The sequence below is a fragment of the Acinetobacter sp. NIPH 1852 genome, from assembly GCF_022549455.1.
Lineage (GTDB): Bacteria > Pseudomonadota > Gammaproteobacteria > Pseudomonadales > Moraxellaceae > Acinetobacter.
This window is the reverse complement of the sequence record NZ_JAKZGG010000010.1, coordinates 1-26,571: the sequence shown is the minus strand read 5'-3', so window position 1 is coordinate 26,571 and position 26,571 is coordinate 1. Positions and strand designations below refer to the sequence as shown.

Here is a 26,571-nt window from a genome sequence, read left to right as displayed (position 1 = left end):
ATTGCATGCTAGAGGGAGGACTTTTATTGATCTTGTACGTCAGTTAAGCGATCAAGTTTCTTCTGAAAGTAATTACCTTGTAAGAAACGACTCTCTACATTCCATGCATTTGCAAATAAGTTCATGTCATTCAGTTCATTTAAGAATATTTCAACAGGTTTCTGGGCAATGAAATGCAGTACTTTTTCTTGTAAAGCGACCATCTCTTTATCTGATGCGAGCATTTTTGATAATGTCGGGTGAAAACTGACGTATTGGGTGTCAATTTGCTGAAGAATCGTATCGCTATAAATAGAGTTGCCAAAACCACGAATAGCAACTTCAGCACCATATTGGCGAAGTAAAGCGATTTGCGGCTGTGCCTGTGTTAGGTTCTGTTGCAGAGCTTGCTCGGAGAACTGCAAAATAATTGGATGGGCTTGTTTGCTTCCAATAATGGTCAATAATTTTGCAACTAATTCAGGAAGCTTTTTATCACTTAATAGGATGTGATGGTTCAGGTTGATAATCAGTTTTGCTTTTGGATATTGGGTAATGAAATTATGTAATTGTTTACATGCTTCTACCAATATCCAGCGGTCTAATTGAACGGACAGCTCAGGATCATCTTTTAAATCAGCAAGATCGCTTAAATCCTGCCATTGGTTGTTATGTATAAACCCACTGGAAACTTCGTAGGTATGGGTGTATTGATCTTGTTTGTCATAAGTTTGCTGATATTTTAGATGAATATCACCTGTATCTAACTTCTGTTTCAGCTCTTGTAATAGGCTGATTTGAACTGTTTTAGGGATATGTTCAGTGGTTAAACCGATATTGGTATCAATCTTCGGCGTGTTAAAGACAGGTAGCGCCAGTAAGAATGCTTTAGAAAGTATGCGTTCAAAATGAGCTTCGTCAGGAATCTGTTTGGTTAGTTCACAATAGCCCAGTTTTAAATGTAATGGGAAGTTGTATTGTTCAGTGATCAGTAGTTGTGGCTTTTGCAGACCGTTCAAACTAATCAATAACGAGTTCAATACCACTTTAGATTCTGCTTGGAATAAAGCCACATAAAGCGCAGTATCGACTTGATATACAGGAACGCTCACTTGTTCTTTAATGAAGTTTGGAATATTGGAGAAATAGGCTTTTGTCGCGTGCCAATCCTTTTGAAAAACTTCATTTGGACAGTTATTTAGACTAAAGAGTACCAGTGCATTTGAATTGGCTGGGTGGTTTGTGAGTTGGCGGTTAATTTGTTGTAACGCATTAAACAAACTCGAACTCTTTTCAGTTGCTGTGGTATTTGGAACCGCAGCAGCTACAGATTGTTGTGTTGTCTCACATTCAATATTGAGTTGGATTTCATCTTCATTGCCAGAAGGGAGGAACTCAACGTGTAGCGGATTATTTTTTATGACTGGATTCTGAGTACGTAGTTCAAAGCGTGCTTGTTCAAACTGACCCTGTGAAATTTTCTTGAAACGTAACTTAAACTGACTCAAATCTTCAGGTTGTAAAACATCGAGAATCGGTAAACCAACTAGATCGTCGGCACTGTCAAAACCAAATAGCGTTGCGTATTCGGCATTTACTTCGATATGAATGCCTTCTTGTAAGATCGCAACGGCTTTGTGGCTTTCTGCAACTAGAGATTGGGCTTGGGTTTGAGCTGCTTCTAATTCACTTAATAAACGATGCTCAGCTTGAACCAAACGACTGTAGGAAAGTGTGCGAACGATGTTGATGTAAAACTTTTCTGGCGATTCGAGATTCAAGACATCATAAATACCTTTATGAATATAGGTCTGATATTGTTCAGCCTGATAATCATCCGGCTCAAGTAATAAAACCGGTAAGCTAGGCTGTGCTGAGGCTTGAATGAGCGATAGGGTTTGTTCAATTTTTAAATCGTATGCACGACCAAAAATTACAATATCCCAAGCTAAGTTTAGTTGCTTTTCAAATGCTTTAAGGTCATCAAGTAGGGTTGCTTGAATTTGATGATCTTGAGCCGCAAATAATGCCGAAATTTGATTATACCGTAATTGATTGTCATCAATGATGAGTAAACGAGTTTCAGTCCGTTTTAGTTTTTTAGAGAGTAAAGAATTTCTCACTTCAATGCTTCCCATAAGTCTTGATCAATTTTATCCATATTTTTTTGTGCCATAAATCGACGAAGAACAGGTTGTTCTTCATCATTTAGTAGTTCAAATTCGAACTGAACAAAACTTTGGGTAATGAGTTGCGCGTTTAATAAATACACTTTGACTTCCTCTTTCCCCAATCTTAAATGAACAGCTTGGTGTTCCCGAAAAATTTGCGAACCTGGTAATATTAAAGTTGTTTTGGTTTCATCCAAATTTTGGTTTTTTAATAAAAGTGCTGGATGGTAATTACTGATATGCAGATCGGCTTGGATGCGTGCAGCACAAGGGAAAATTTCTTGCGCTAGTACTTCCAAACCCAGTTCTAAGCTTTTCTCCGAGGACTGTTTGAGCCAGCGAATCACACCACCACGCCAATGTCCATGTGAGGTTTCTTTGACGAGAATATATTCACCTGTTCTTAAGTTCTTGGGTGCATCTCCAGACCACTTAATACGATAACCATTGACACTAATATCCAATATATCTGCCTGATAGACCGTTTTGCTCTCACGGTTTAAGCGCTGAATCGCAGATTCTTGGTTTTCTGTTGTATTCTTTTTGTCCCAAGCCGACATGAACCTTGATTCATTTTGTAGTCCATAACTATGATCTAAAAACAATGTTTCTGAAAAATTCTTTGCTTTGGACAGGTAAAAATGTGCGGTCAATAGACCGAAACAAATATGCAGTTGAGCGTTGTATTCATAACGTTCATGGCGACGCTCTGCGATGGTTCCTAAAATCGTCTGCACATGAAATTTTAAAGCAGGGGTGAGATAGACCTTTTCATTTTTGGACACGTATTCTGCATTTTTATGTAGGGTGGCTGTGACATGATCCAATAGGCTATGCGTACTAATAAAAATATTTGGTAGGAAACCAGAACTTTGCTTTTTATTATAAATCGGTGGGTGATCTTTGCTTGTATCGACCACATATTTGGTTAAGTCTGTTTCTTTGGGTAGAATTTGAACCATCTTCGCCCAGTCAAAACTACACTGGAACAGCGCTTGTATTTCAGATTGGCGAATTTGATTGGTATTAAAAATATCCATCAAAATGAGTTGGGCGTAGGCTTGAGAAATATTGCCTAATGAACTCGATGTCCCGTGAACTTGATCTAAGTTGGTATGGTGATATCTATGTGTAACAGCGGCATCATAGAGTTGATGTGCGATGAGCCATTGTCCTGCAACGGGTTCACTATACAACATATGTTGTTGGTATAAGAGTTGGGTTAGTTGTTGTAAAGATTGAAACGTTGCCAGTGTTCTTGCTGTTTGCAAGTTCTTCTTTTGATTGAGTGCAAATATAGAGAACTTTTGCTGGTCTAACTGTTCATTGCTACGTCTTACAATATTGATATAAACCGCTGCAAAGTAGCAGCGCAATAACATCGCAAGTTCAATGATATGTTCATTGCGGTCAGAGCTAATCACACCTTGATTGAAAAAATTCTTTTCTAAACTGCCTAAAACATTTTCAATGGTCGGGTGTAGCACTTGGACTAAATCAAAACGCAAAGTTTCAGAACATTCTAACTCGCTCAGTTCTAATAATGCGGCAAAGAGTGCTTTGGATGTATCACCCAATTGCATGATGGATAGATTGGAAATCCATTCATTCAAACTTTTGGTGTTTGTGTCACAAAAACTCAGTTTGTCCCGTCTTAGTACAGTTGGAATTTGAAAAATATCCGAAAAAGCTGTGTTCATCATTGTGTTATCAATCTCAGAATGTTTGAGCCCCAAAAAGCGGTGTTTTATTTTTTTCGCCCGCAATTTCCCTCACAAGTTTTGGAACTAAATATCCCGGTAAACTTGCTAATACATCACTGTATATATGGTCTATCTCTGAAGACCTTAAATCAAAATGTTGAGCACCTTTGACTTTATCTAAAACATGCAGGTAATAAGGCATCACTCTTGCTTCAAATAAACGGCTACTCAACTCAGTCAACGTTTTTGCAGAATCATTCACACCTTTGAGTAAAACCGCCTGATTTAACACGGTAATATGATGTAATGATAACTGTAATAACTTTGAGCAAGTGAAATCATCAAGCTCAGCTGCGTGGTTTGAGTGTACCACTACTATTATGCGTAGCCTACTGTTTTTTAAAATAGAAATCAGCTCTTTATCGATGCGGTTGGGGATAACAATCGGAACGCGTGAGTGAATTCTCAGTATTTTAATTTGAGGGAGAGATGCGACTCGTTCTAGCCATAAAGCGAGTTTTCGGTTACTAAGTGTGAGTGGATCACCGCCACTTAAAATGACTTCATTGATCTTCGGATTTTGCTCAATGTACTGCTTGATCTTGATCCAATCATCATTCTTAGGCAGATTTTCTTGATATGGAAAATGACGGCGAAAACAATAGCGACAGTGAATCGCACATGCGCCAGTGAGGGTAAGTAAAAACCGTGATTGGTATTTGTGTAAAACGCCGGCCATTTGGTTAGCCGCTTCTTCACCTAATGGATCTGTAACGAATGCAGGATGTTCTTCTAGTTCTAAATGATGCGGTAAGACTTGTAGTAGGAGCGGGTCTAAAGGATCGCCTATGTTCATTTTCCCGACGAATGCACGAGGAACACGTAATTTGAACTGCTCAGAGGCGAGGATTGCCCCAGATAATAACTGTTCGGTAGATAGCTCAAGCAGATTTAACAGCTCTAAAGGATCGGTAATTAGATCACTGAGTTGTGATTGCCAGTTTTTCTCTTGATGTAAATAGTTTATCATGCCATACGTAAAAATAGTGTGAGGACTACGCCTGTGTGTTGTAGTCTAGCATTAATAAAGTTGAGTTTTAAGTTTGGAGTGCGCCTTTCATGGCCTATTATTCTACAAATGATTTTAAAGCAGGCCTTAAGGTTATGCTTGATGGTAACCCATGTTCAATCATGGAAAATGAATATGTAAAACCAGGTAAAGGTCAAGCATTTAACCGCGTAAAATTGCGTAATTTACGTTCTGGTAAAGTATTAGAAAAAACGTTTAAATCAGGTGACTCTTTAGAAGCGGCTGATATTGTAGAAGTTGAAATGGATTACCTCTACAACGATGGCGAACTTTGGAATTTCATGGATCCTGTCTCTTTCGAGCAAATCGCTGCAGATAAAACTGCAATGGGTGATGCTGCGAAATGGTTAAAAGACGACTCAAATGAAAAATGTACCATCATGTTATTTAATGGCGTACCTTTGACCGTTAACCCACCTAACTTCGTGGTTCTTAAGATCATTGAAACTGATCCAGGTGTACGTGGTGATACCTCTGGTGGTGGTGGTAAACCTGCCAAATTAGAAACAGGTGCGGTAGTACGTGTTCCATTATTCGTACAGCAAGAAGAAAGCGTTCGTGTAGACACCCGTACTGGTGATTATTTAGAACGTGCATAATCGAATCTAACGATAAGATTATCGAGGGGATGATGAAAATCATCCCCTTTTTTAATGCCAAAGTATTAGATAAGTCAACTTTTAAAAACGATAAACTTACGAAGATATTTCCGAAGAGAAAATATAGGTATGGAAAGCCATGTAACAACTAACGAAAAGTTATGTATTTGAGAGGTTCTGAATGGAAACAACACAAACAAAATCATCGCTTCCCTCCAAACTTTTATGGAGTTTGGTTGCCATTGTAGGCGCTATCTCATTTGGGATACTCGCAGTGAGTCGAGGTGAACATGTCAATGCAGTTTGGCTGGTCCTTGCTGCGGTCTGTGTGTATAGCATTGCTTATCGGTTCTATAGTTTATTTATCGCGACTAAAGTTTTTGAGTTAAACCCTAAACGGTTGACCCCAGCGCATCGCTTGAATGATGGTCTGGACTATGTGCCAACCAATAAATACGTTTTATTTGGTCATCACTTTGCCGCAATTGCAGGTGCAGGACCGTTAGTTGGACCTATTCTAGCTGCACAAATGGGATATTTACCCGGAACAATTTGGCTGTTAGTGGGTGTGGTCATCGCAGGTGCAGTACAAGATTTCTTGGTGTTATTCATCTCTACCAGACGCGACGGTCGTTCATTGGGTGAAATGGCAAAACAGGAGTTGGGCACCTTTGCTGGTGTGATCGTCATGCTGGGTACCTTAGGCGTGATGGTGATTATCCTTGCCGTATTGGCCTTAGTCGTGGTCAAAGCACTGGCCGAAAGTCCATGGGGGGTATTTAGTATTGCGGCAACCATTCCAATCGCTCTCTTCATGGGTATATACATGCGCTATCTGCGCCCCGGGAAAATTGCAGAGGTTTCGATCATCGGCTTTGTTCTGATGATGGCGGCAATTGTATTTGGTGGCGATGTTGCAAAACATCCTTATTGGGGTGAGTTTTTTACCTTAACTGGAACACAGCTAACGTGGGGGCTGATTATCTATGGCTTTATTGCCTCAGTGTTACCTGTTTGGTTGTTACTGGCACCGCGTGATTATCTCTCTACATTCCTTAAAATTGGTGTGATCGCAGGTCTTGCAGTCGGTATTTTATTTGCGATGCCTGAATTAAAAATGCCAGCAGTGACGCATTTTGTTGATGGAACGGGTCCTGTTTTTTCTGGAAGTTTATTTCCTTTCTTATTTATTACCATTGCTTGTGGTGCGATTTCAGGTTTCCATGCCTTGGTAGCGTCAGGCACAACCCCAAAACTGGTTGATAACGAAGTCAATATTCGTGTGATTGGCTATGGTGGTATGTTGATGGAATCATTCGTCGGTATTATGGCGATGATTTGTGCCACTGTTTTAGACCCGGGTATTTATTTTGCCATTAACGCACCAGCAGCTGTTTTGGGAACAAGTGTTGAAACTGCTGCGGAAGCGGTACGAAATTTAGGTTTTGTGGTAACCCCTGAAATGTTGACTGTGTTGGCACATGAAGTGGGGGAAAGCTCGATTTTATCGCGTACAGGTGGTGCACCAACTTTTGCAATTGGTATGGCGCATATCATCTCGGAAATTTTTAATAATCGTTCGATGATGGCATTTTGGTATCACTTTGCGATTTTATTTGAAGCCTTATTTATCTTAACAGCGGTAGATGCCGGTACACGTGCATGTCGTTTCATGGTGCAAGATACGGTGGGTATCGTTGTTCCAGCAGTGAAAAACTCAAGTTCATTCGTTGGGAATTTAATCGGAACATTTGTTGCGGTTGCAGGTTGGGGATACTTTGTCTATCAAGGTGTGGTTGACCCTCTTGGTGGTATTAATTCTTTATGGCCTTTATTTGGTATCGGTAACCAGATCCTTGCATCGATGGCATTGATTTTAGGTACGGTTATTCTATTTAAAATGAAAAAAGAAAAATATGTTTGGGTTACGATTGTACCAACTGTTTTCTTGATCATTACTTCAATGACCGCTGGATGGCAAAAGATCTTCCATGACAATCCTAAAATTGGTTTCCTTGCTCAAGCCAATCGTTTCTCGGATGCGATTGCACGTGGTGAAGTACTTGCACCTGCAAAATCAGTGGCTGAGATGCAAACCATTGTATTGTCAAATCAGATCAATGCTGGGCTGTGCGCGTTCTTTATGATTGTTGCTATTGTGATGATTATTGCCTCGATTGGCGCGATTCGGAGAGCCTTGGCAAGTCCAACACCAACAGCCAATGAAGCACCTGCGGTCTATACCGAAACGCCGATGACTGCAAACAGTATCAAAGGAGAGTGATGATGGATTTTAAAATTGCTCGTAAAGGAAGTGCAGTGATTGTGAAGATCATTAAATTCACCATCATGTCGCAAAAACATTTGTTATTGTCACCAAGAAACTGGTCGAAAATCGCGGTTTTATGGCAGCATTTGCAACAGAGTTTTCGTTTAATGGTCGGTGTCCCTGACTATGAAAATTATGTGCAGCATATGAAAACACACCATCCTGATTTAACCCCAATGGATGCTAAAACTTTTTATCGGCATTGTGTTGATTCGCGCTATCCAAGTGCGGGCGGTGGGATGAAGAAATGCCCTTGTTAGAAATAGAAATTATTTGATTTCTTTGAAAAAAATCTAAAACAGTGTATGTTGATTCATACACTGTTTTATTTTTGGGGGATAGAATAATGTGGGGTCTGGAAAAAGTTTCAGTTCAAGAAAACAATCAGCAAAATCAAAAAATACAACAAGATATTCAGCAGTATGGGCATAAGATCAAAAGTTTTTTGCTCGAAGTGAATCAGCTTATTCTGGATAAACCACAACAAACTAAATTGGCGCTGACCTGTTTATTGGCAGGTGGTCATGTGCTGTTTGAGGATTTACCCGGACTTGGAAAAACAACATTAGCCAGTGCATTGGCACGCTTAACAGGTTTGCAGTTTCAACGGATTCAATTTACCAATGACATGCTCGCAAGTGATGTGATTGGGATTAACATGTTTAATCAAAAAGAACATTTATTTGAGTTTAAAAAAGGGCCTATTTTCACTCAAATTTTGCTGGCCGATGAAATCAATCGTTGTAGTCCAAAAACCCAAAGTGCCTTATTGGAAGCAATGGAAGAAGGTGCGGTCACCGTTGATGGGGTGCATTATGAATTGCCGCAGCCTTTCTGGGTGTTGGCGACACAAAACCCACTATTTCAAAGTGGGACATACGCATTACCAGAGTCACAATTGGATCGCTTTTTAATGCGTTTATCGCTCGGTTATCCATCACGCCAAGCTGAGAAATTACTCTTACAGCAAAGTTCTCGTCATGTGTTGATTCATCAGCTAGTCGCGGTATTTGACCAAGCCGATATATTGCATTTGCGTTCATTGGCTCAGCAGGTATTTTTAAGTAATGCCGTCTTAAATTATATTTTAGATTTGGCTGCTGAAACACGTAAACAACGTCATGGTCTGTCAACGCGCGGTGTATTGGCGCTCAAAGCGGCTTCACAAGCACATGCATTGGTTGAAGGTCGTAGTTTTGTGACCACAGACGATGTACAAGCTGTTTTTGTGGCTGTAGTAGCTCATCGCCTAAGCTTGACCGAAGTGGAGGCAAAACAAATTTTGCCATTGGTTGATGTGTTGTAATTGAGGATAGATGCATGCGAAGTCGCTTCAAGCCTCAGATATTGCAATGGATATCTAAACGATTTCAGATAGAGCACAGCAAAACATTCTTACAAAAAGACATTTTAGTTTTTGTTTATACGCAGGGCTTTTTATATCTCGTTTTGATCTTAATTACTTTTATCGCTGGCATTAACTATGGCAATAACTTGATTTTAGGTTTTTGCTTTTTAATGAGTGCAATTTTATGCGTCAGTTTTTATTTAACATTTAAACAGTTACATGCTTTACAGGTTGATGTTGTTGCCACTGAAGTCGGACAAGTGGGGCAGGTTTTAATACTCAAACTTATTCTTAAACAGAAATCGAATGCAGCTCGATATTTACGGATTCAATGGCAAGAACAAGAGCAAAATCTTTATTTAGATCAAAAGCAACAAAGTTTTGAACTGTATTTCTTCCCACAACAGCGTGGCGAATATTCTTTTGATGCGATAAAAATCTATTCGACTTATCCATTGGGATTGGTTCGCGCTTGGAGCTATTTATATCTAAAGCAAAAAGTGTGGATTGCACCGAAAGCTTATGATTGGCAAAAAGAACATAAAAATCAGCCAAGCAATGCCAACGATCGTTTGGATGAATTTCGTGAACTGAGAACTTTTCAGCAAGGGGATTCTTATCAAAATGTGGCATGGAAGCAAGTCGCGCGAGGACAGGGTTTTTTTATTAAAATGTTTGAAGCCCAAGCCAATCATCAATATTTAGAAATTGATTATCAACAGATACCTGCACAAAGCCATGAAGAAAAATTAAGTTTTATGATGGGATTGATTGAGCAGTGTGAACAGTTTGGCGATGATTATGCCTTGATTTTGCCGCATGCTAGATTGGAAAGTGGACAAGGCTCATCTCAGTTGATTCAAGCAAAACTTTTACTGGCGCAGGCCTAAGCATGACAAAACAAATTTATTTCTGTGTTTTAGCTGTGCTCGCATTGATTTTGTTGGGACAGATTGCGTTTATCCCCACCTCGCTCAGTGGTTTATGGGGAATTGTGTGGTTGATCTTGGTTTGGCGCTATCACAAACAAAATTTAAAGCCTTTTCCGAAACTGCTACTCATTATTTTTGCTTTGGCATCATTTGCGCTGATCTATTTGCATTATCAAAGTTTGCTTGGTGTTGAACCTGGTGTTGCTTTACTGAGTGCCTGCCTATTTGCCAAAAGTCTTGAAGCTAAAAGTACACGTGATTTATTGATTGTATTTAATTTTGCCTTATTCGTGGGTGCAAGTTTACTTTTACATAGCCAAGCTTTTTGGATGGCAATGATTGTTCTTGCAACCTTTGTTATGTGCTTATTGGGCTTGTATCGTATTCAAACAGGTTTGTTTAATCAAAATACTTTGTCTTCCAGTCAATTAAAACAAGATGTTAAACAAGTTTTTAAGTTCATTGCTATAGCAACGCCATTTTTTATTTTGTTGTTTATTTTCTTCCCGCGCTTACCACCGCTTTGGGCCATTCCGATTCAGAATGATCGAGCAGTTACGGGGATGAGCGATCGAATGTCACCCGGAGATATTGCGCGCTTATCTCAGTCTACTGCTTTAGCCTTTCGTGTTGTAGCTGACATGTATCAGTTTCCAAACCGTAAAGAGTTGTATTGGCGTGCTTTAGTTTTAGATGAATATGATGGTGCGACATGGACCAGTAGTATTTTTAATCAACATGCAAAAAACACGCAAAGCACTGCACGGAGTGTCGCTTATCAGTATTTGCCTGCTGATGAACAAGCCAACTGGATTATGGGTTTAGAATATTCAATTCCCCAAGAGCGATATTTACAGCTCTATCAGGACGATAGTATTCGTCCTACAAAACTGATCAAACGAAATCAACCGATACAAATGCACTGGTTAGGACGAAGTACCGCAGAGCCAAGTGTATTGGCTGAACGTCAGTTTGAACTAAACACCCGATTTGATGAAACACGAGATCAAAAAGCCCAACAATTAGCCATCGAGCTTTTTGAGAAAAGCCACCAACATCCTGAAAAATATGTGCAAGCTGTTTTAGAGTGGTATCGTAAAAATGGTTTTGTCTACACATTAAGTCCGGGAACGTTGGGTGGCGATCGTATAGATCAGTTCCTATTTTCCAGTCGTAAAGGCTTTTGTGAACATTATGCATCTAGCTTCGTGATGCTGATGCGTTATGTCGGAATTCCTGCTCGAGTAGTAACGGGTTACCAAGGAGGGCAGCCAGCATTTGATGCGAAAAGTTGGGAGGTTCGTCAACTAGATGCTCATGCATGGAGTGAGGTTTATTTAGATGGAAAGTGGAAAAGGATAGACCCAACCGCAATGATTGCACCGCAACGTATTGATACGGGTATGCAGGATTATCTGGCGCAAGATCAACGTATTTGGGGCGATCAGCAAGCGAAAGCTTGGCGCTTACAGCAGTTTAAGTTTCTTAAAAATGTACGGGTTTGGAGTGATTATTTAAGCTATCAATGGCAAAGCAAGGTTGTAGGATACGATGCTGAAAAACAGAAAAATTGGCTGGCTAAACTGGGTCTTGATTCAACTTATGGCTATGTGGTGGTGTTAATCGTCAGTATAAGTGGAGTTTTAATTACTTATTTGTTTTTTGCTTGGTGGCGACACCGTAAGCAACAAGCGGCATATCAGCGGATGATTTTAAAGTTTCAGAAACAGCTTCCAAAACCTTTGCAAAAAATGCCAGTTGAAACCTTCCAAACGTGGATGCAGCGTTTATCTTTAACTGTTGAAAATTCAGAACCATTTGAACAAGTGTTTGTGCTTTATCAGAAAATGGTATTTTTAGAGCAAATGAATGATTCTGATCTACAACAATTTAAAAAGTTGCTTAAAGACTGTGCGGTTGTGATCAAACAAGATCAAAAAAACTTGTGATCATGCAAAAAAATGAATATCATGCTTTTCATTCTAGGTGTATAGCTCAGTTGGTTAGAGCGCTACGTTGACATCGTAGAGGTCTCCAGTTCGAGTCTGGATATACCTACCAAAATTCACTGTGAAAACAGTATATTAAAGCCCACTCAAAAAGTGGGCTTTTTTGTTTTCGGGGACTTTTAGGGGTATTTTCGGGGAACTCCGTTCGGTTTTAATGTGAATAAGTACAATAAATCGCCGTGTTTAGAATTTAAAAAATCACCTAAAACTGACTCGTTGAGGCTTTGGTTCTTCATGTCCTTGTAGGTAGTGATCCGTCATTTTTTCGGTCGCATGACCAGCCAATGCCTGAGCATAAGCTTTGCCATATTTCTCGGTAATATTGAAAATACCCAACGCACGTAGATCATGAAAAGATGGTCTTTGTCTCGGCTCTAAGTGATCACATGCACCCGACAAATCCCGATACTTTTGGAATTGCTTGGTCAGGTGATCTTCAGTCACAGCAAATGCATGTAACTTCACAGCGCGGTTATGCGCCGTGATGCGAACAGGACGAGTGGCAATGAGGTAAGGGCAGTTCAAACGGAATGAATTTTCAAGGCACTTCACCACAGCTTCTGCCAGTTCAGGATGCATATCCACTTCGATATAGATTTGCTTGTCATAATTTAATGACTTGTGCTGCAACACGGTAAATGTATTTTCTTTCACATTCACCGCCGTGCGTAACAGAGCCACTAGATCGCCACGGCGTTGAGTTGAATGCAGCGCCAAGTCGATTGCATACTTCAACCAATCAGGGCTTACAGCGCGTATTTGAGCAAGTGTTTCATTGCTCAGTCGTTGCCGCGTTTTCTTCGGTCGAATCGGTTTTAAGGTTTTCTCGGCGATGTTGTCATTCGCCCAACCATTTGCCACGAAGTATTTAAATATGTCGATCAGTAAAGAACGATGCTTTTCTGCTTGGAACGGCGTTTGTTCTTTTAAATAAGTGGCCAACATATTCAAAGTGATTTCATTGCAATAGATCGAGCCCCAAGTCTCGATGTATTTATCGCAGTTGGCATTGATAATGGTCAATGTCGATTTGGCATAGGTCTTTTCAGATAATCGTAGTTGTAGAAACTCTTTTAAGCCATCTTCAAAGTTTGGAATGTTGGTTGTAACTTTGCGATTGCTCTCTAGAATCTTTGCGACGATATCAGGATGTCTGTCCAATGCCGCATTTAAAGCCATCGCCGCGACGATAGCTTCATTACGATCTTTGCCGAGTGATTTGCGTTGTCCATTTGGCAACATATAACGGTAGTAAATCGTACCATTCGACTTTTTATCAATCTCGACATGGGGTGGGAGGTCGAGACTCCCTTTTCCGCGTGGTCGTGGTGTCATGTCATATCTCAGCTAATATTCGATCTGCGATCGGATTGCCTGTTACAGGTGGAGATTCCAATGCAATTTTGGGTGTATCGCTGTTGTAGTAGAGAGGTGCGCCCCAAGATGTGCATTCGATATACCATTGCGTACCTATTTTCTTTCCACTTAACCAACCGCGTTGGATATGGCTAATGAGTGTTGCACGGCATGGTCGAGAGTCTTCATCTGTCCAATATTTTTCAGCAAAGATGGTGAGTTTAATTCTTTTGATATTAGTCGCCATTTGGAGTTGCCTCCGATTCAAGACATTTAAAATATTGGTGAATATTTCCAATTATCTTAGTTAGCCATTTAATTTCTTTAGCACTACGCGTTCTTGAAAATAATTGAACCAAGTGGTCTGTCATTCCTTCATCTACGCAATTTACTAAGTATTTTTCTACTTTTTCTGTCCAATGTGAACCACGATAACCAGTCCAAGCACAGTCCCAACAACGTATTGTAATTTGAGATTTATGTTCTCCATACCAAGCGATGAAAACATCAATTGGGTCGACTCCATTTTGAGCGGGAATATGGTGTATCCTAACTTCTTTAATTTCCATTGTTTTTACCCTCCAATCACTAGATAGCAAAATTGGATGAATAGCCAAAGTAAAAAGGCGAGTAGGGAAAAGCGGCTAAATTCTTTGAGGTTGATGTATATGACTTTCCAAACTGACAGGCGAAGATCTGCCGCCGTTGGATGTTGAAAAAGGATAGGTGTCGTTTGACTGTGTATAGGCTTTTGTTTCATACTTATCTCGCTTAATTGCAAAGCACCCCTGCCTTCGAACTCATGGGTGCTTTTTTATTGATTACTTAATTTATATTAGGTAAACCTAATTATATAGTCAATAGGCTTGCCTAATTTTTATCAATGTGCGAAAATTTAATCAATTAATATAATTCCCAATTTGGTATTTTATTTAATTGTGTTATATTTTTACCAAATTGGGAAGAAAGTAAAGTCATGCGTCTAATTGGGCAAGGTAAGCTTCTTATCTTAAAATCTTTGAATAATGAAATTCAGTCTTGGTTATGCAGTTGGGTAGCTGAAGTTAAGCACGCCAAATGGAAATGCCCTGAACAAGTTTTAAATCAATATCCTTTGAGTGCGAAAGAAGTATCTAAGGGTGTTTTTGAATTTCATGTAAGAGATCAAATGCATTCGATTTTACTAAATATTAATTTTACCCAATCAATTGCTGTAGTTATGGAAATAAGGGTTAGAGATCATGTTTGAAGAGTTAAAAGTTATTCGTTCAAATGCTCAATATGAAGCATATCTGAATGAAATACAGTCTCTAATATCTTTGGAACCAAAAATAGGATCACCAGAAAGTGATAAATTAGATTTACTCGCAGTATTAATCGAAGATTACGAAAGTAAGGCATTTCCAATTGAACAACCAAATCCTATTGATGCTATCAAATTTAGAATGCATGAAAAAAACTTAAAGCAAGCTGATTTAATTCCTTACTTTGGTACTAGTAGTCGAGTTTCTGAAGTTTTGAATGGTAAGAGGAATCTTACTGTAGATATGATTAAGAACCTTTCTTTAGGTCTAGGAATTTCAGTAGAAACATTAATAGGTCTAAATGAAAGTGACTTATATTCATCAGCCGAAGATAATTTTGATTGGAAAAAATTTCCATTGAAAGAAATGCTTAAAAGAGGTTGGGTGAATATAATTGAGAAGGGAAACTCCAGTATTGTTGAAAATAGTGTAAAGCATTATATTGAGCAAGCAGGTCTTAGTTTTGGTACTGCATCATTTAGAAGGTCATTGTCTGGTGAGGCTGAATCTGTTACATCAAAATATGCACTTTATGCATGGTTAGCTAGAATAATTAATGAAGCTAGAGCTATTAAATCTGAGACATTTCCTAAATTTCAGATAGACAGTTTAGATTTATCATCAATTAGAGAGCTTGCACAGCTAAGTCGATTTAATGAAGGTCCATTATTAGCAAGACAATGGTTAAATGAAAAGGGAATTATTTTAATTATAGAGCCTCATCTCAAAGGCACATTATTGGATGGCGCTGCATTAAAGGATAAGGATGGTACACCAATTATCGGATTAACACTTCGTTATGATCGAGTGGATAATTTTTGGTTTACTCTGTTACATGAGGTTATTCATGTTTGGAAACATTTAGATTCTGATGATGCTTTTATGGATGATTTAGATGTTTCATCAGAGGATCGTAGAGAGGCTGAAGCAAATAGACTAGCTTCGGAGGCATTTATACCTAGAGGAGTATGGAGGAGATCACGAGCATATATTGAGCCGAGTAACGAAAATATTGAGATCCTTGCAAAGGAGTTGAGGATACATCCAGCAATCATAGCTGGGCGTTTAAGAAAGGATTTAGGAAATTATACCTTATTTCACAAATATATCGGACAAGGTGAAGTCAGGGTATTGTTTGAAAAATTGTTTGACCAAATTTAGTGAGATCAATGATTATGAACTTTTCTTATATGCCTATACTAAAGGCTTTACCAAGTGAAATTAAAGCTTTAAAGCATTTAGTTGAAGATGATCAGCTGGAAGGCGTAATACCATTAATGGATGTTCCATTAGTGAAAGATCCTACGAAAGATAAAATCCCTAAAAGATTAGAGTCCTCAACAGCACTTATTGAGGATCAACTTGATGAAATTTGTGATAATTTAGCAAGTGTATTATCAAATAAATATGCATTAATTGATAATTATCGTTGGGAACCAAATAGTACAATTGAAACAGGTGAGCTTGTTATTTCCAAAGTTGTTCATTCATTGATTGAGAATAATGTAAAAGTTATTCCTGTCATTGGTTATGATCGTTGGGAAAATGAGACTTATAAACAATTTTATAAAACTGTTCATTTTGATACAGCCCCATTTTATTGTTTTAGACTAGATAAAACGGCTATTGAAGATAGTGAGGATCCAAGTTATTTTTTAGATAATGTTGATTCAATTCTTAAAGATCTAGTTCTATCTAAAGATAAAGTTGTTATTTTGATTGATGCTGGTTCTCTCTTTAATACAGATGAAGATACAGTTTTAGATGACTATGAACATATTATTAAATTGTTATCAAAAAGTGGTTATAGCCAATTTATAACTGCTGGCTGTTCGATGCCTACAACAATTGATAAAGCTGCCGCAAAAGATCAAACAAATATTCTTCCAAGAAAGGAGATGAGTTCTTGGCAATATATCAAAAGAACTTACGAAAATTTAAATATTATTTATGGTGATTACGGCGTTAAACCAGCAGAGTCTGCAGAAGGACCAGCAGGAATTGGTGGTAATGCAAATGCTAAGATCCGATATACCATAGATAAAGCTTTCTATATCGTCAGGGGGCATATGGTTAGAGGAGAGGGGAAAAGTAAAGAAAAGCAAATTTGGGGTTTAGCAAAAAAAGTTGTAGAATCAAGACACTATATGGGTGAAACATATAGTTTTGGAGATAAAAGAATAAAACTATGCTCCGAGAAAAAATTTAATGGAGGGCATCCAGAATGGATTGTAAATGATACATGCCATCATGTGGTTTATTGTTTAGATGAAATTCGAACTTATGAAATCGCCCTTGGCACAGTAAAATATTTGACAGTTTAAAAATAAATAGGGTAAGAGAATACTCTCTTGCCCTATTTGAAATCTCGCATATGTCTGACCACTACACCAATAATTCGAATGTTATGCATTTTTGAGAAAAGCGTTGGGTAGTCGCTATTAAGTGGAATTAGTTCAAAGACATCACGTCCATATTCATCATGAGAAACTACTCTATATTTCTTAAAAGTAGCCTCATGTGAACCATTCTGAGCAATAACAAAACTTCCGGGTTTAGGAGTTATTGATGAATCGACAATTAGCATGTCACCCTCTTTGAAATCAGGTTCCATACTATTGCCTTGTACAATCACACAAAAAATTGCTTCAGGGACTGTACCAATATAATCAGTATAAGTATAGCTTAGTGGAGTTGCACCATCGTATGAGACTTCTTTCCATTGTCCTGCTTGAACATAATCAAAGACAGGAATTTTATGTAATCTTAAATCTCTATACAAGATATTAGATAATTCTTCATTTTTAATAATTAGCTTGTTTTTATCAGTTGGGTTACCAATTCCAGAAGCCAACCAGTTGGCACTTACACCTAAAAATTTAGAAGCTTTTAAAAGATTTTCACCTTCCATTGTTTTAGATTTTCCCGTAAGCCAATCACTTACAGATGGAGGTTTAACCCCAACTGCACGAGCAAGATCAACCCCCTTAATTCTTTTAGGTGGTAATACTTCCATTGCGTATCTAAGTCGTTCAGCTAATGTTTTCATAATCTGATCCAAGTAATTAGGCAATCCTAACACGAATTAAATTAGGCATTCCTATTGATAAAATATAAGGAATGCCTAATAATTGGGTTTGAAAATTAGGAGCTAAACATGACAGACAACCAACTTATAGATGCATTGGGTGGATGTAACGCCGTTGCTCGTTTATTAGGAATAAAACCTTCTTCTGTAAGTGGATGGAAGGCTATTCCAACTGATCGCAAAATTCGTTTGGCTGTAATTGCTGAAGAAAAAGGAATAAGTACACGTAAAGAAATTTTCCCAAATACATATGAAGAAATCTGGATTGAACTAAGAGAACCAATCATTCAAAACAATATTATTAGGCATGCAATCTAATAAAAACGTTCAAAGGAACTCGATATGAACATATTAGATGCTGCTTATAACACTGTGCATGACTACAAAGGCGGCGCATCGGTACTTGCTCCTCGTATGGGCATCAAAAGTCCCGCCGTACTAAACAGCAAAGTCAATCCAAACACAGACACCCATCACTTGACGCTACTCGAAGCATCAAAACTGATGGCACTCACCAACGACTACCGAATACTGCAAAGCCTCAATGCCCAACACGGCAAAGTGGCAATCAACCTGCCTGACATACCCGAAAGCCGAGATGCAGCACTAACCGATCTCGTCCTGACCTTTGGAATGAAAGGCGGAAACGTCTACACGCTATTTAAAGAAATGATGGCAGACGGACGCATCACACGCGGGGAAGCTATAGACATGTCTAGGGTGATCCACCGACTCCACGAAATATTGGCTGAACTCGATACGCAGATACACCAGTGCGTAGACGATAAAAAAGAGGTAACCCCATGAGCTTAGATGCAACCAAATGGGCATGGGATGTTCAATTCCCTGAACGAGCTAGCGGCAGCTTAAAAGCACTAAAACGATTAGTACTGTTGTCACTTGCCGATCGAGCAGGAGAAGACCATACCTGTTTCCCAAGTATTAACCGACTAAGAGACGACACCACACTCGACCGTAAAACAGTGATGAAGATCATCGCTGAATTGATCGAAGATGGATTGATTGCTGATACAGGTGAAAGAAAAGGAGTAACCAAACAAGTCAAAGTTTATCGCTTGTGTGGCGTTTCAGGACGAGAAAATAAAACCGTACCAACAACGGAACTCTTTAAACAGGAAAACCCCGATTTAAACAGTACCGAAAGTGGAACAGTACCAACAATGGAACAGTACCATTCTTCCCATGAAAGAGTACCAACAATTCCACCTAACAGTCCCAACAGTGGTACACGGAATCTACCAAAGAATCTTCAAGAAGAATCTAAAAACAAAAAAGACTGGTTTTGCTTGAAAAAACTTCGTGAAGAAATTTCATTGGCGGATGACAGCATCGAACCAGAAACCATCCTGAACGCAAAATGGGCTGAACGAGAAAAACGCGCATTCGAAATTTACAACCAAGACAGATCCCTTTGCGATGCACTGATGAATTTTCACTTTGCCGATTGGTTGCTCAACGCATACCGAAGCAAATATTCAAACACTGAAAAAACGGGGTACAGCAGAACCACTGCATCCGAAAACCCAAAGCAGCTCAGCGACAAACAAATTGCGAGCTTTGCTCAGAAACTGGCACACCATCCTGAATTTTCGGGCAAATACAGCGAACCGGGTGAATCATTTGAAAAACTGGCTGCACGCATCGCCGTAAAACTACAAAACCCAACCCAAGCCAAAAAATGGGAAGGCTACCTGAAGCAAGTCGGCTTTAGCGGCAACTTGAAGGAGGCAGCATGATTCCTGAGGGCACAACACACATCGAAAACGATGGGACATTTTGGCAAAACCAAAACGGCACATGGACCTACTGGAGCGACACATTTGGTTGGTGTGGATACATCGGTTCAGTGAACCACATGTTTTTGAATAACAAGATCGAGTTAGGGATGAAGCAAGCATGAAAATCTTGATCGGGATTGATACTGGAGTGAATACAGGTTTCGCCGTAGCTGCTGACCGAGGCAACGGCGGAGAACTTGAACAGGTGGAAAGCCTATCCATCACACAAGCCATGACCAAAGTGCAAAAGTACATTGGCATATGGGGAGCGCAAAACGTTTGCTTGTATATCGAAGACGCTAGAAAACGTACTTGGTTTACAGGTGGACGTGAAAAAGCACAAGGCGTTGGATCTGTAAAACGAGACGCTCAGATTTGGGAAGACTGGTGCAAAGAGCAGGGCTACACCTACAAGATGATTCACCCCGCAGCCAATGCCACCAAAAAGCATGCAACAGACTTTATCCGAATGACAGGTTGGAAAGGTCGAACCAATGAACATGCGCGAGATGCGGCCATGTTGGTATTTAAACGATTTGCTAAGTTTTGAGGAATAGAGAATGAATGCTGCAGTAGTAAACCAACATATCTTGCAAAGTGTGGATTGGACTCGATTTGATTTGGAAGGCTGGCTCTACCAGTTCGGTGCGTGGATGTTATCTGCAATGGGTACATGTGGACGCATTGTTAATCCAATTGCGATCGCGATGGATAGCGCAGCCAAAGCGAGAAAGTATAAGAAGCTCTCTAAAAAGAAACAGCAACAGATCATTGTTGATTATCTCGCAGGGGACTTTGAACCACCTAAAATCAAGAACAGCCGTATAAGCTGCCAAATCAATGACAATGAAGCTCGCGCCGTACAGCGTTTGATATTAGATATGTTCGGTCAGTCTGAGATTATGGATGATTGGATGGATGCAATCATCGGCCGATACTTTTATGGCAACTCATGGGCTGAGATGGTGACAGATGAACGCAGTCAGATGGATGCACGTATGGATGTGAAGTGTGGCTTGGCTGCGTTGCATTGTCGGTATGGGTTTATTTTGTATTTTTAATTAGATATATGTAATATAAAATAATTTTCAGAATTGTTGAATTAAAATGGAAGAAACAATTTTTGATCTAAAAGAAGGCGCTTTGGTTTTTGCATCTAATGATCGTGAAGGTGGGGGAGGTCCTAAGGCTATTGTATTTAGGGAGTGGAGGGCTGAACCGTTAGATTTAGATAGTCTTGATTTATATTTAGATAATTCAAAAGAAATAACTTTAGATATCAATTTAAAAATCAAAAACTCTTTCAAATTTGAAAATGGTATTCGAACTCCTATAACAAAAGAATATTCTGAAAAAATTTCACTAGACTTTAATTTTGAAAATAGAATTGAAGTTTTTTGTATAGTTCCTGGTGGTTGGTTGCCGATTAATATAGGAATGACCAACTCAAGGGTTTTAGGTGATAGGAATTTCATTAGTAGAATTAAACAATATTTTTTAAAAAATGATATTAAACAAGAGTATAGAGATAATTTGTTGGCTGACTTTAATGAAATGTGTGTTCAAATAGATATTCTCCCATATGCAATGGAGGGAAATGAAAATAATTTCTTAACCTTTGAACAAATTACTCAACAAATTTCAGAGGCTAGAACAAAGGTTAATGAAATTTTGCCTGATACTCCAATTGTTCAATATCAGGACATTGAGCTAGATTGCTATGTAAAAAAATTAATCGATTATTTAAGACCTACTATCGAACTACGAGGTAGTTTTTTGAAAAATGTACAAAGTCTATTGTTAAATCCCTCCCCTAATATAGATAAAATTATTGATAAGTGGGAGAAAATTATCGATGTAGCTGATCAGATTGGTATTAGTCGTAAAGATATTGTTGTGATTTGTAGTCTTTTAATTATATCTTCTCCGCAAGATGATTCCCCAATTAGAAATGTATTAAAACCACACTCTGAAGTTGATAGTGAAAAAGTTTATAATGCTTTATTTGATATTAATTTAATCGAATTATTATTAAATAAATCAAAAGACTTTCCTGATAAAAATTATGTTGTTGTAACCTCTGACAAGCCTTTAGTAAGATTAGCATCTTTAATGGTTAACTTGAAGCATAAACAGTCTGACGGAAATATTTCCACATTTACTTCGTCTATTCCAATTAAGTATATTGGTACTGATGAGCGCTTACACACTAAATTAAATGAAATTCTGAGTTAATTAAATAAAAAGCACCATAAGGTGCTTTTTAATCGCTAAAACTTTCACTTCTTGGAATAGAGTACCAATAGCGAATTTTCTCTCCATTATTCAGAGTTTCAATATTAATTAACTCGAACTGAGGATTGCGGTAGAACAGATTTGAAATCATTTGCTCAACACGTGCTGTACGTTCGTGTAGAGGTTCATTTTTTGACTCAGCTATACAATTTAAGTCATTGAAATAAATTGATCTCCCCGAGTTCTTCGATTCAACACTAGTCTTCTCTTCACTGGTATCTATTTTATTTTCCAAAGCTTTTTTTAATAATTCAATCATTGCACTGTTAAGCGAATAATCAAACTCATCTGCGAAATCTACTAATTGTTGATGTAATTCAGGAGGTAAGCGGACTTGCGTTTTAATGAAATTTGTCTGTTTCTGCATGATTATCTCCTTGCTCTTGACACTAATTATAGGTACATGTAAATTAATGTCAATGCACCTAAATTTAGGTGCAAAAAAGCCCCGAGAACTTTGGACGGCAATCGAGGCTTCTATCTAATCCCTGCAAGGAGATAAGACATGAATAGTCTATCATTTAACGCTATCCAATTTCATCCTATACAACAAAACGATGACCAAATTTGGATTACTTCATCAGAGCTAGCTAAAGCTCTAGGTTACTCTGATAGTCGATCAGTGACTAAAATATATAATCGTTACTCAGATGAGTTTTTATCTAGTATGACAACGGTGGTCAATTTGGCTACCGTTAGAACGACTGGCTTAATTGCAATGGATAACCGAATTTTCTCATTAAGAGGCGCACATCTGATTGCCATGTTTGCCCGTACTCCAGTTGCTAAAGATTTTAGAAAGTGGGTGCTAGATATTTTAGAAAAAGAAAGCAAACCACAAGCTTTGACTGATATTCGCGATCGCATCCCGCTAGCAGAAGCCGTAGCGGTTTTAGTCAGTAAATCTAACTTCAATACAGTTGAAGTTTATAAAATGATTAATCAACGCTTTGACGTGGACAAAGTCGATGAGATTCCACAGGATGTTTTACCATTCGCCGTTGAGTATGTGCATAACCTAACTGCCGTGGTTGCACGTAGTAATGAACTACAACGCCAAGATCAACATGCTGTGCAACAATTAGTAGAAGCTGTCATCCAACAAAACTTTAAAATGATGGGTGTTTGGAATGCATTGAGATATTTAAACCCAAATGACTTCTTTACTTACTCAGGCTTAATCGTTCGCTCTAATCAGCTTGCACTGAAACTAAGCAAACGGTACAACTTGAAAGGGGAAAACGGCGAGCCACTGGTCAGCCAAAATTTCAGACAGGTTTCTTTTTCTAACGGTGAGTTGATGGAGACAAATCCGAATTGGTTTAATGCGCCTGCTTAACGTTTTTTTCTAAAAAATACTGAGAGAATTGTAAACAAAAAAAAGCGCCGACTCGGAAAAGTTGGCGCTTTATATTCGGTATTTAAGCAGAAGCTATGTAAGAAATCAGTTGCAAAATCGTATTAATATTATTAAAAATCAAAGATTAAGCATATTGTTTTGTCGAAAAATAAGCATTATCTTTAGCTCCATGTTTGCAAACATAATAACTTTAACTTTATGAAAATTAATGATTTTTAGGAGATACTATGTTTATTTTTGAGGAAGGTCGAGAAGCCTACAACAAAATCATGACAACTATACTCGCTCAAATTATTTTTGGTGGTATTGCGTTTCTTTTTTTATATAAATCGAATGTACTGAAATTAGCAGTTGATCACATTCCTTTTTATATTTTTACTATATTTCTATGGGTTGCATTTGCTTTGTGGATAGTCAATGCGTACATAGAGTTTAATAACTCCTACAACCGTTATTTATATCCAAAGGTTAAAGGTGTTCAATTTCTAGAATTTTCAAAAAATGAAGCAATAAAGTTTTCAGAAATATGGAAACGTGACAAAAAACTAGCGATAGAATATTTTTTATTTCAGGTCTTAGTTATTGGTATTCTTATGTTTATCTGTTTTGGATCTATCTTGTCTTCGGTTCAAATTGCGAATGGAGCAAATATTAGCTAAATCCAATATAGTGATTAATTGACATTTGTAGCCTATAGGCTACAATATAAATAAGCAGAACGAGGTTGTCATGTATCAGGTACTTTTAACAGATGAATTTGATCAGTGGTTAAATGGACTACGTGACAACCCAACCAAGCGAAGATTGGCTCGCCGTTTAGAGAAAGTTCAATCTGGAAACCTTGGTGATACAAAGCCAGTAGGTGAGGGTGTTTGGGAGATGCGAGAATTCTTTGGTCCTGGTTGGCGTATGTATTACATACAACATGGTGATGTGATTATTGTCATGTTAGGTGGAGGTGATAAATCCACTCAACAACGAGATATAGCCAAAGCCATTGAATTGTCTAAAACATTGGAGGATTAGATCATGGTTAAAATCTCTGGGCTTAAACGCTTTGATATGGCAGACCACTTAGATAGTGAAGAAGCGATCGCTGATTATCTTTCAATGATTTTGGAAGAAGATGATCCAGAGGCATTTATTCAAGCTTTAGGTACTGTTGCTCGTGCAAGAAGTATGAAAGAAATTGCAGAAAAAACAGGCTTAAACCGTGAAAGCTTATATAAAGCATTATCAGGTGATTCAAGCCCTCGTTATGAAACGATTGCAAAAGTGGTTGGTGCATTGGGATTAAAAATTGCAATTGTCCCACAAGCTGCTCATTAATTTCATAACTTGACCTTGTACAAAGGGTATGGCATATTTCTGCTATAGTGAGCGAAGTTATAATAGTTCACTAAGTTTATTAAAAGCTCGCTAATGCGGGCTTTTTTATGAAAAATATACTTAAAACTTAACTAGTGGATAAATATTAGATGAAATCCCATTTTATTCGTGAAGGAATGAGAATTTTAAATGCTTGTCATGAATTAGGTTTAGATCTTGGATATTGCGTAGATTATCCTGATCATTTCTTAGTTACATTACCAAATGGTTTAGATCTATTAGTTCCAGCAAAAAGATGGATTGTAGTTGAAGGGCGATTTGTTTCGATTATGACAGACGAAGAGTATAAAGCTAGATTTGGAACAGTTACTGATACAAAGAGTTGATTTTGATACTGGATATATAAGTAAATAAAATTCCTCAGTAATTTATATTACGTTAATCGTGAACTTGCCGAACTTATTACGGAAAACAAAGCCCTGCTAACACAGATGTGATAGCGGGGCTTTTTCTTTTTCAAATTCGAGGATCAATCTATGAAGTTTGTAAATTGTCAGGGTTGTGAACAACGGAGGAAATGGCTGCATGACCGAGCAAAACAATCAATCAGTTCCATCCAGCGAGCAATTGACGCTCTCTCAAGTGTTGGGACAAAACAACCAGATCCTAAAGCAAAACAACCAACTGATCGTAAACCAAAACGAACTGATCAAAGCGATAAAGCAGTTAGTGCAGATCAACACTAACCAATCCCATCACATTCAAGAACTTATATGTTTGCTTACGGATGAGTCAACGGATGAGGATCAGCATCAATCTTTGGATGACTAATGATGTCAAGACCATGCCGAGAATATGGATGCCCTAATCTTGTTAAGACAAGAGATCAGAAAGGGTACTGTGATGATCACGCCAGCAAGCGAAGCAACTGGAACAAACGCCCACAACGATCAGGATCAACCACAGAGCGTGGATACGGACATGCATGGCGATTGCTACGTGAGCAAGCGTTGCGCCGTGATGATTATCTTTGTGTGAATTGTGCGGCCAATGGTTACATCGTAGAAGCAACAGACGTGGATCATATCGTGGCCAAGGAACATGGCGGTACGGATGACTTAGTTAACCTCCAATCGCTTTGTTCGCCGTGCCACCAAGAGAAAACGGCAAAAGAAGACAGTAAGAATGGGAGGGGGAGTCAAAAAGTTCAGACCTTTGCCCCTAAATGACCGCCCCCCAAGTCACATTTTTACGTGCGCGAAATTAAAAATTCAGGGTATTGACAAATGAGTGGAGTTGCGACTGTTCCTGGGCGAGGCAGAAATCCAAAACCTCAAGAGACAAAAAAGGCATCAGGCAACAAGGGTAAGCGACTGCTTAATCATAATGCTCCTGAGTTTTCTGAAGTTACAGATATCGAGGTTCCTGAGTACATCACTCCAATGGAGCATGCAGCCATGATGTGGCGTTCAGTGATTCCTGAACTACTGAAAAACAAAGTGCTTCGGATTACTGATATGCACAATGTTGAAGCTTTCTGTATTGCTTACCACAACTGGCGTTCAGCCCAAAAAGAAGTTGCTATGTTCGGGGTTACGATGACAAATGATCAAGGTGGAGTTATAAAAAATCCGGCTTTAACAGTCTTAAACGAAGCATCAAAACAGATGGTTACTTTCGGCTCATTGCTGGGTTTGGATCCGTCATCTCGTAGTCGTTTAACTGGTGGAAATGGCAAACCAAAAGATAACCCGTTTGCAAAGGTATTGAATATGTGACGAGGTAGAAATGACAGCTTTCCCAAACGTTGACATAGCAAACAAGTGGGCAAAGCAAGTTGTTTCAGGAAAAATACCTACGTGCAAATGGGTAAAACTGGC

Annotated in this window: 32 protein-coding genes and 1 tRNA gene; 25 read left to right on the top strand and 8 right to left on the bottom strand. The window is 38.6% G+C overall.

What is annotated here, in order from left to right:
* Positions 1-23: 23 nt before the first annotated feature.
* Genes MMO38_RS09610 through epmB form a run of 3 tightly spaced genes read right to left on the bottom strand, consistent with a single transcriptional unit; the run spans position 24 to position 4,883 of the window.
* Positions 24-2,117, bottom strand: a complete 2,094-nt coding sequence (locus tag MMO38_RS09610; RefSeq protein WP_241323379.1) for an EAL domain-containing protein — start codon at positions 2,115-2,117, stop codon at positions 24-26.
* On the bottom strand, positions 2,099-3,853 hold the full coding sequence (locus tag MMO38_RS09605) for a hypothetical protein (RefSeq protein WP_005196240.1): 1,755 nt from the start codon (positions 3,851-3,853) through the stop codon (positions 2,099-2,101). The genes MMO38_RS09610 and MMO38_RS09605 overlap by 19 nt, the downstream gene beginning before the upstream one ends.
* A 13-nt stretch (positions 3,854-3,866) precedes the next feature.
* Positions 3,867-4,883: an EF-P beta-lysylation protein EpmB gene (gene epmB / locus MMO38_RS09600; RefSeq protein WP_241323378.1), complete on the bottom strand. Its 1,017-nt coding sequence runs from the start codon at positions 4,881-4,883 to the stop codon at positions 3,867-3,869.
* An 89-nt stretch (positions 4,884-4,972) separates the two neighbouring features.
* On the opposite strand from epmB, the gene efp reads away from it, so the two are divergent.
* From efp to MMO38_RS09565, 7 genes are all read left to right on the top strand, one after another.
* Positions 4,973-5,542, top strand: a complete 570-nt coding sequence (efp, locus tag MMO38_RS09595; protein ID WP_005196243.1) for an elongation factor P — start codon at positions 4,973-4,975, stop codon at positions 5,540-5,542.
* Between the two features lie 181 nt (positions 5,543-5,723).
* Positions 5,724-7,826 (top strand): carbon starvation CstA family protein, encoded by a 2,103-nt coding sequence (locus MMO38_RS09590; RefSeq protein ID WP_004671875.1) that lies wholly within the window; start codon positions 5,724-5,726, stop codon positions 7,824-7,826.
* The gene (locus tag MMO38_RS09585; protein ID WP_171063447.1) at positions 7,826-8,131 is read left to right on the top strand and encodes a CstA-like transporter-associated (seleno)protein; all 306 of its coding nucleotides are present in this window, start codon (positions 7,826-7,828) and stop codon (positions 8,129-8,131) included. The genes MMO38_RS09590 and MMO38_RS09585 overlap by 1 nt, the downstream gene beginning before the upstream one ends.
* Positions 8,132-8,217: 86 nt before the next feature.
* On the top strand, positions 8,218-9,177 hold the full coding sequence (locus tag MMO38_RS09580) for an AAA family ATPase (protein WP_241323377.1): 960 nt from the start codon (positions 8,218-8,220) through the stop codon (positions 9,175-9,177).
* 14 nt (positions 9,178-9,191) lie between these two features.
* Positions 9,192-10,109 (top strand): DUF58 domain-containing protein, encoded by a 918-nt coding sequence (locus tag MMO38_RS09575; protein WP_241323376.1) that lies wholly within the window; start codon positions 9,192-9,194, stop codon positions 10,107-10,109.
* A gap of 2 nt (positions 10,110-10,111) precedes the next feature.
* Positions 10,112-12,100, top strand: coding sequence for a DUF3488 and transglutaminase-like domain-containing protein (locus MMO38_RS09570; RefSeq protein WP_241323375.1), 1,989 nt, complete (start codon positions 10,112-10,114; stop codon positions 12,098-12,100).
* A gap of 35 nt (positions 12,101-12,135) precedes the next feature.
* A tRNA-Val gene (locus MMO38_RS09565) sits at positions 12,136-12,212 on the top strand.
* Positions 12,213-12,358: 146 nt separating this feature from the next.
* Here the strand turns inward: MMO38_RS09565 and MMO38_RS09560 are convergent.
* Genes MMO38_RS09560 through MMO38_RS09550 form a run of 3 tightly spaced genes read right to left on the bottom strand, consistent with a single transcriptional unit; the run spans position 12,359 to position 14,085 of the window.
* Positions 12,359-13,495, bottom strand: a complete 1,137-nt coding sequence (locus MMO38_RS09560) for a phage integrase Arm DNA-binding domain-containing protein (protein WP_241323374.1) — start codon at positions 13,493-13,495, stop codon at positions 12,359-12,361.
* Between the two features lies 1 nt (position 13,496).
* Positions 13,497-13,763, bottom strand: coding sequence for a hypothetical protein (locus MMO38_RS09555; protein ID WP_241323373.1), 267 nt, complete (start codon positions 13,761-13,763; stop codon positions 13,497-13,499).
* The gene (locus MMO38_RS09550) at positions 13,753-14,085 is read right to left on the bottom strand and encodes a hypothetical protein (protein WP_241323372.1); all 333 of its coding nucleotides are present in this window, start codon (positions 14,083-14,085) and stop codon (positions 13,753-13,755) included. The genes MMO38_RS09555 and MMO38_RS09550 overlap by 11 nt, the downstream gene beginning before the upstream one ends.
* Before the next feature lie 407 nt (positions 14,086-14,492).
* Between MMO38_RS09550 and MMO38_RS09545 the strand changes: the two genes are divergently transcribed.
* From MMO38_RS09545 to MMO38_RS09535, 3 genes are read left to right on the top strand one after another with little or no spacing between them, the layout of a single operon-like run.
* Positions 14,493-14,765, top strand: coding sequence for a type II toxin-antitoxin system HigB family toxin (locus MMO38_RS09545; RefSeq protein ID WP_241323371.1), 273 nt, complete (start codon positions 14,493-14,495; stop codon positions 14,763-14,765).
* Complete coding sequence (locus MMO38_RS09540; RefSeq protein ID WP_241323370.1) at positions 14,758-15,981, top strand: ImmA/IrrE family metallo-endopeptidase; 1,224 nt, start codon at positions 14,758-14,760, stop codon at positions 15,979-15,981. The genes MMO38_RS09545 and MMO38_RS09540 overlap by 8 nt, the downstream gene beginning before the upstream one ends.
* Positions 15,982-15,995: 14 nt before the next feature.
* Complete coding sequence (locus MMO38_RS09535; RefSeq protein ID WP_241323369.1) at positions 15,996-17,144, top strand: beta family protein; 1,149 nt, start codon at positions 15,996-15,998, stop codon at positions 17,142-17,144.
* A 32-nt stretch (positions 17,145-17,176) separates the two neighbouring features.
* Here MMO38_RS09535 and MMO38_RS09530 read toward each other — a convergent pair whose 3' ends face one another.
* Complete coding sequence (locus MMO38_RS09530; protein ID WP_241323368.1) at positions 17,177-17,869, bottom strand: XRE family transcriptional regulator; 693 nt, start codon at positions 17,867-17,869, stop codon at positions 17,177-17,179.
* A gap of 108 nt (positions 17,870-17,977) precedes the next feature.
* On the opposite strand from MMO38_RS09530, the gene MMO38_RS09525 reads away from it, so the two are divergent.
* The 7 genes from MMO38_RS09525 to MMO38_RS09495 are packed head-to-tail and all read left to right on the top strand — an operon-like array spanning position 17,978 to position 21,942.
* Complete coding sequence (locus MMO38_RS09525) at positions 17,978-18,226, top strand: Cro/CI family transcriptional regulator (RefSeq protein ID WP_241323367.1); 249 nt, start codon at positions 17,978-17,980, stop codon at positions 18,224-18,226.
* A 24-nt stretch (positions 18,227-18,250) separates the two neighbouring features.
* Positions 18,251-18,715, top strand: a complete 465-nt coding sequence (locus MMO38_RS09520; RefSeq protein WP_241323366.1) for a phage regulatory CII family protein — start codon at positions 18,251-18,253, stop codon at positions 18,713-18,715.
* Positions 18,712-19,665, top strand: coding sequence for a helix-turn-helix domain-containing protein (locus MMO38_RS09515; protein ID WP_241323365.1), 954 nt, complete (start codon positions 18,712-18,714; stop codon positions 19,663-19,665). Before MMO38_RS09520 ends, MMO38_RS09515 begins: the two co-directional genes overlap by 4 nt.
* Positions 19,662-19,829, top strand: a complete 168-nt coding sequence (locus MMO38_RS09510) for a hypothetical protein (RefSeq protein WP_241323364.1) — start codon at positions 19,662-19,664, stop codon at positions 19,827-19,829. The genes MMO38_RS09515 and MMO38_RS09510 overlap by 4 nt, the downstream gene beginning before the upstream one ends.
* Positions 19,826-20,257, top strand: coding sequence for a hypothetical protein (locus MMO38_RS09505; protein ID WP_234857192.1), 432 nt, complete (start codon positions 19,826-19,828; stop codon positions 20,255-20,257). Before MMO38_RS09510 ends, MMO38_RS09505 begins: the two co-directional genes overlap by 4 nt.
* A 10-nt stretch (positions 20,258-20,267) precedes the next feature.
* Complete coding sequence (locus tag MMO38_RS09500) at positions 20,268-20,768, top strand: hypothetical protein (protein ID WP_241323363.1); 501 nt, start codon at positions 20,268-20,270, stop codon at positions 20,766-20,768.
* 46 nt (positions 20,769-20,814) lie between these two features.
* The gene (locus MMO38_RS09495) at positions 20,815-21,942 is read left to right on the top strand and encodes a hypothetical protein (protein ID WP_241323362.1); all 1,128 of its coding nucleotides are present in this window, start codon (positions 20,815-20,817) and stop codon (positions 21,940-21,942) included.
* A gap of 28 nt (positions 21,943-21,970) precedes the next feature.
* On the opposite strand, the gene MMO38_RS09490 is transcribed toward MMO38_RS09495, so the two are convergent.
* Positions 21,971-22,369, bottom strand: coding sequence for a hypothetical protein (locus MMO38_RS09490; protein ID WP_241323361.1), 399 nt, complete (start codon positions 22,367-22,369; stop codon positions 21,971-21,973).
* A 138-nt stretch (positions 22,370-22,507) separates the two neighbouring features.
* On the opposite strand from MMO38_RS09490, the gene MMO38_RS09485 reads away from it, so the two are divergent.
* The 8 genes from MMO38_RS09485 to MMO38_RS09450 all read left to right on the top strand — a co-directional run bounded on the left by MMO38_RS09485 (position 22,508) and on the right by MMO38_RS09450 (position 26,469).
* Positions 22,508-23,341, top strand: coding sequence for a BRO family protein (locus MMO38_RS09485; protein WP_241323360.1), 834 nt, complete (start codon positions 22,508-22,510; stop codon positions 23,339-23,341).
* 248 nt (positions 23,342-23,589) lie between these two features.
* Entirely contained in the window at positions 23,590-24,021 is a 432-nt protein-coding gene (locus tag MMO38_RS09480) for a hypothetical protein (protein WP_241323359.1), read from the top strand.
* Between the two features lie 70 nt (positions 24,022-24,091).
* On the top strand, positions 24,092-24,388 hold the full coding sequence (locus MMO38_RS09475) for a type II toxin-antitoxin system RelE/ParE family toxin (protein WP_241323358.1): 297 nt from the start codon (positions 24,092-24,094) through the stop codon (positions 24,386-24,388).
* A gap of 3 nt (positions 24,389-24,391) precedes the next feature.
* Positions 24,392-24,691 carry an addiction module antidote protein gene (locus MMO38_RS09470; RefSeq protein WP_241323357.1) on the top strand — a complete coding sequence of 100 codons (300 nt, stop codon included), beginning with the start codon at positions 24,392-24,394 and terminating at the stop codon, positions 24,689-24,691.
* Positions 24,692-24,840: 149 nt separating this feature from the next.
* Positions 24,841-25,077 (top strand): hypothetical protein, encoded by a 237-nt coding sequence (locus MMO38_RS09465; RefSeq protein WP_241323356.1) that lies wholly within the window; start codon positions 24,841-24,843, stop codon positions 25,075-25,077.
* Between the two features lie 199 nt (positions 25,078-25,276).
* A complete protein-coding gene (locus tag MMO38_RS09460) occupies positions 25,277-25,522 on the top strand; it encodes a hypothetical protein (RefSeq protein WP_241323355.1) in 246 nt (81 codons plus the stop codon).
* Between the two features lie 2 nt (positions 25,523-25,524).
* Positions 25,525-25,920: an HNH endonuclease gene (locus tag MMO38_RS09455; protein WP_241323449.1), complete on the top strand. Its 396-nt coding sequence runs from the start codon at positions 25,525-25,527 to the stop codon at positions 25,918-25,920.
* A 57-nt stretch (positions 25,921-25,977) separates the two neighbouring features.
* Positions 25,978-26,469 carry a phage terminase small subunit P27 family gene (locus MMO38_RS09450; RefSeq protein WP_241323354.1) on the top strand — a complete coding sequence of 164 codons (492 nt, stop codon included), beginning with the start codon at positions 25,978-25,980 and terminating at the stop codon, positions 26,467-26,469.
* Positions 26,470-26,571 lie beyond the last annotated feature (102 nt).

Excerpts from the sequence above, each read along its gene's own strand:
- MMO38_RS09610 (WP_241323379.1), bottom strand. The coding sequence starts at position 2,117 with ATGGGAAGCATTGAAGTGAGAAATTCTTTACTCTCTAAAAAACTAAAA.
- MMO38_RS09605 (WP_005196240.1), bottom strand. The coding sequence starts at position 3,853 with ATGATGAACACAGCTTTTTCGGATATTTTTCAAATTCCAACTGTACTA.
- epmB (WP_241323378.1), bottom strand. The coding sequence starts at position 4,883 with ATGATAAACTATTTACATCAAGAGAAAAACTGGCAATCACAACTCAGT.
- efp (WP_005196243.1), top strand. The coding sequence starts at position 4,973 with ATGGCCTATTATTCTACAAATGATTTTAAAGCAGGCCTTAAGGTTATG.
- MMO38_RS09590 (WP_004671875.1), top strand. The coding sequence starts at position 5,724 with ATGGAAACAACACAAACAAAATCATCGCTTCCCTCCAAACTTTTATGG.
- MMO38_RS09585 (WP_171063447.1), top strand. The coding sequence starts at position 7,826 with ATGATGGATTTTAAAATTGCTCGTAAAGGAAGTGCAGTGATTGTGAAG.
- MMO38_RS09580 (WP_241323377.1), top strand. The coding sequence starts at position 8,218 with ATGTGGGGTCTGGAAAAAGTTTCAGTTCAAGAAAACAATCAGCAAAAT.
- MMO38_RS09575 (WP_241323376.1), top strand. The coding sequence starts at position 9,192 with ATGCGAAGTCGCTTCAAGCCTCAGATATTGCAATGGATATCTAAACGA.
- MMO38_RS09570 (WP_241323375.1), top strand. The coding sequence starts at position 10,112 with ATGACAAAACAAATTTATTTCTGTGTTTTAGCTGTGCTCGCATTGATT.
- MMO38_RS09560 (WP_241323374.1), bottom strand. The coding sequence starts at position 13,495 with ATGACACCACGACCACGCGGAAAAGGGAGTCTCGACCTCCCACCCCAT.
- MMO38_RS09555 (WP_241323373.1), bottom strand. The coding sequence starts at position 13,763 with ATGGCGACTAATATCAAAAGAATTAAACTCACCATCTTTGCTGAAAAA.
- MMO38_RS09550 (WP_241323372.1), bottom strand. The coding sequence starts at position 14,085 with ATGGAAATTAAAGAAGTTAGGATACACCATATTCCCGCTCAAAATGGA.
- MMO38_RS09545 (WP_241323371.1), top strand. The coding sequence starts at position 14,493 with ATGCGTCTAATTGGGCAAGGTAAGCTTCTTATCTTAAAATCTTTGAAT.
- MMO38_RS09540 (WP_241323370.1), top strand. The coding sequence starts at position 14,758 with ATGTTTGAAGAGTTAAAAGTTATTCGTTCAAATGCTCAATATGAAGCA.
- MMO38_RS09535 (WP_241323369.1), top strand. The coding sequence starts at position 15,996 with ATGAACTTTTCTTATATGCCTATACTAAAGGCTTTACCAAGTGAAATT.
- MMO38_RS09530 (WP_241323368.1), bottom strand. The coding sequence starts at position 17,869 with ATGAAAACATTAGCTGAACGACTTAGATACGCAATGGAAGTATTACCA.
- MMO38_RS09525 (WP_241323367.1), top strand. The coding sequence starts at position 17,978 with ATGACAGACAACCAACTTATAGATGCATTGGGTGGATGTAACGCCGTT.
- MMO38_RS09520 (WP_241323366.1), top strand. The coding sequence starts at position 18,251 with ATGAACATATTAGATGCTGCTTATAACACTGTGCATGACTACAAAGGC.
- MMO38_RS09515 (WP_241323365.1), top strand. The coding sequence starts at position 18,712 with ATGAGCTTAGATGCAACCAAATGGGCATGGGATGTTCAATTCCCTGAA.
- MMO38_RS09510 (WP_241323364.1), top strand. The coding sequence starts at position 19,662 with ATGATTCCTGAGGGCACAACACACATCGAAAACGATGGGACATTTTGG.
- MMO38_RS09505 (WP_234857192.1), top strand. The coding sequence starts at position 19,826 with ATGAAAATCTTGATCGGGATTGATACTGGAGTGAATACAGGTTTCGCC.
- MMO38_RS09500 (WP_241323363.1), top strand. The coding sequence starts at position 20,268 with ATGAATGCTGCAGTAGTAAACCAACATATCTTGCAAAGTGTGGATTGG.
- MMO38_RS09495 (WP_241323362.1), top strand. The coding sequence starts at position 20,815 with ATGGAAGAAACAATTTTTGATCTAAAAGAAGGCGCTTTGGTTTTTGCA.
- MMO38_RS09490 (WP_241323361.1), bottom strand. The coding sequence starts at position 22,369 with ATGCAGAAACAGACAAATTTCATTAAAACGCAAGTCCGCTTACCTCCT.
- MMO38_RS09485 (WP_241323360.1), top strand. The coding sequence starts at position 22,508 with ATGAATAGTCTATCATTTAACGCTATCCAATTTCATCCTATACAACAA.
- MMO38_RS09480 (WP_241323359.1), top strand. The coding sequence starts at position 23,590 with ATGTTTATTTTTGAGGAAGGTCGAGAAGCCTACAACAAAATCATGACA.
- MMO38_RS09475 (WP_241323358.1), top strand. The coding sequence starts at position 24,092 with ATGTATCAGGTACTTTTAACAGATGAATTTGATCAGTGGTTAAATGGA.
- MMO38_RS09470 (WP_241323357.1), top strand. The coding sequence starts at position 24,392 with ATGGTTAAAATCTCTGGGCTTAAACGCTTTGATATGGCAGACCACTTA.
- MMO38_RS09465 (WP_241323356.1), top strand. The coding sequence starts at position 24,841 with ATGAAATCCCATTTTATTCGTGAAGGAATGAGAATTTTAAATGCTTGT.
- MMO38_RS09460 (WP_241323355.1), top strand. The coding sequence starts at position 25,277 with ATGACCGAGCAAAACAATCAATCAGTTCCATCCAGCGAGCAATTGACG.
- MMO38_RS09455 (WP_241323449.1), top strand. The coding sequence starts at position 25,525 with ATGTCAAGACCATGCCGAGAATATGGATGCCCTAATCTTGTTAAGACA.
- MMO38_RS09450 (WP_241323354.1), top strand. The coding sequence starts at position 25,978 with ATGAGTGGAGTTGCGACTGTTCCTGGGCGAGGCAGAAATCCAAAACCT.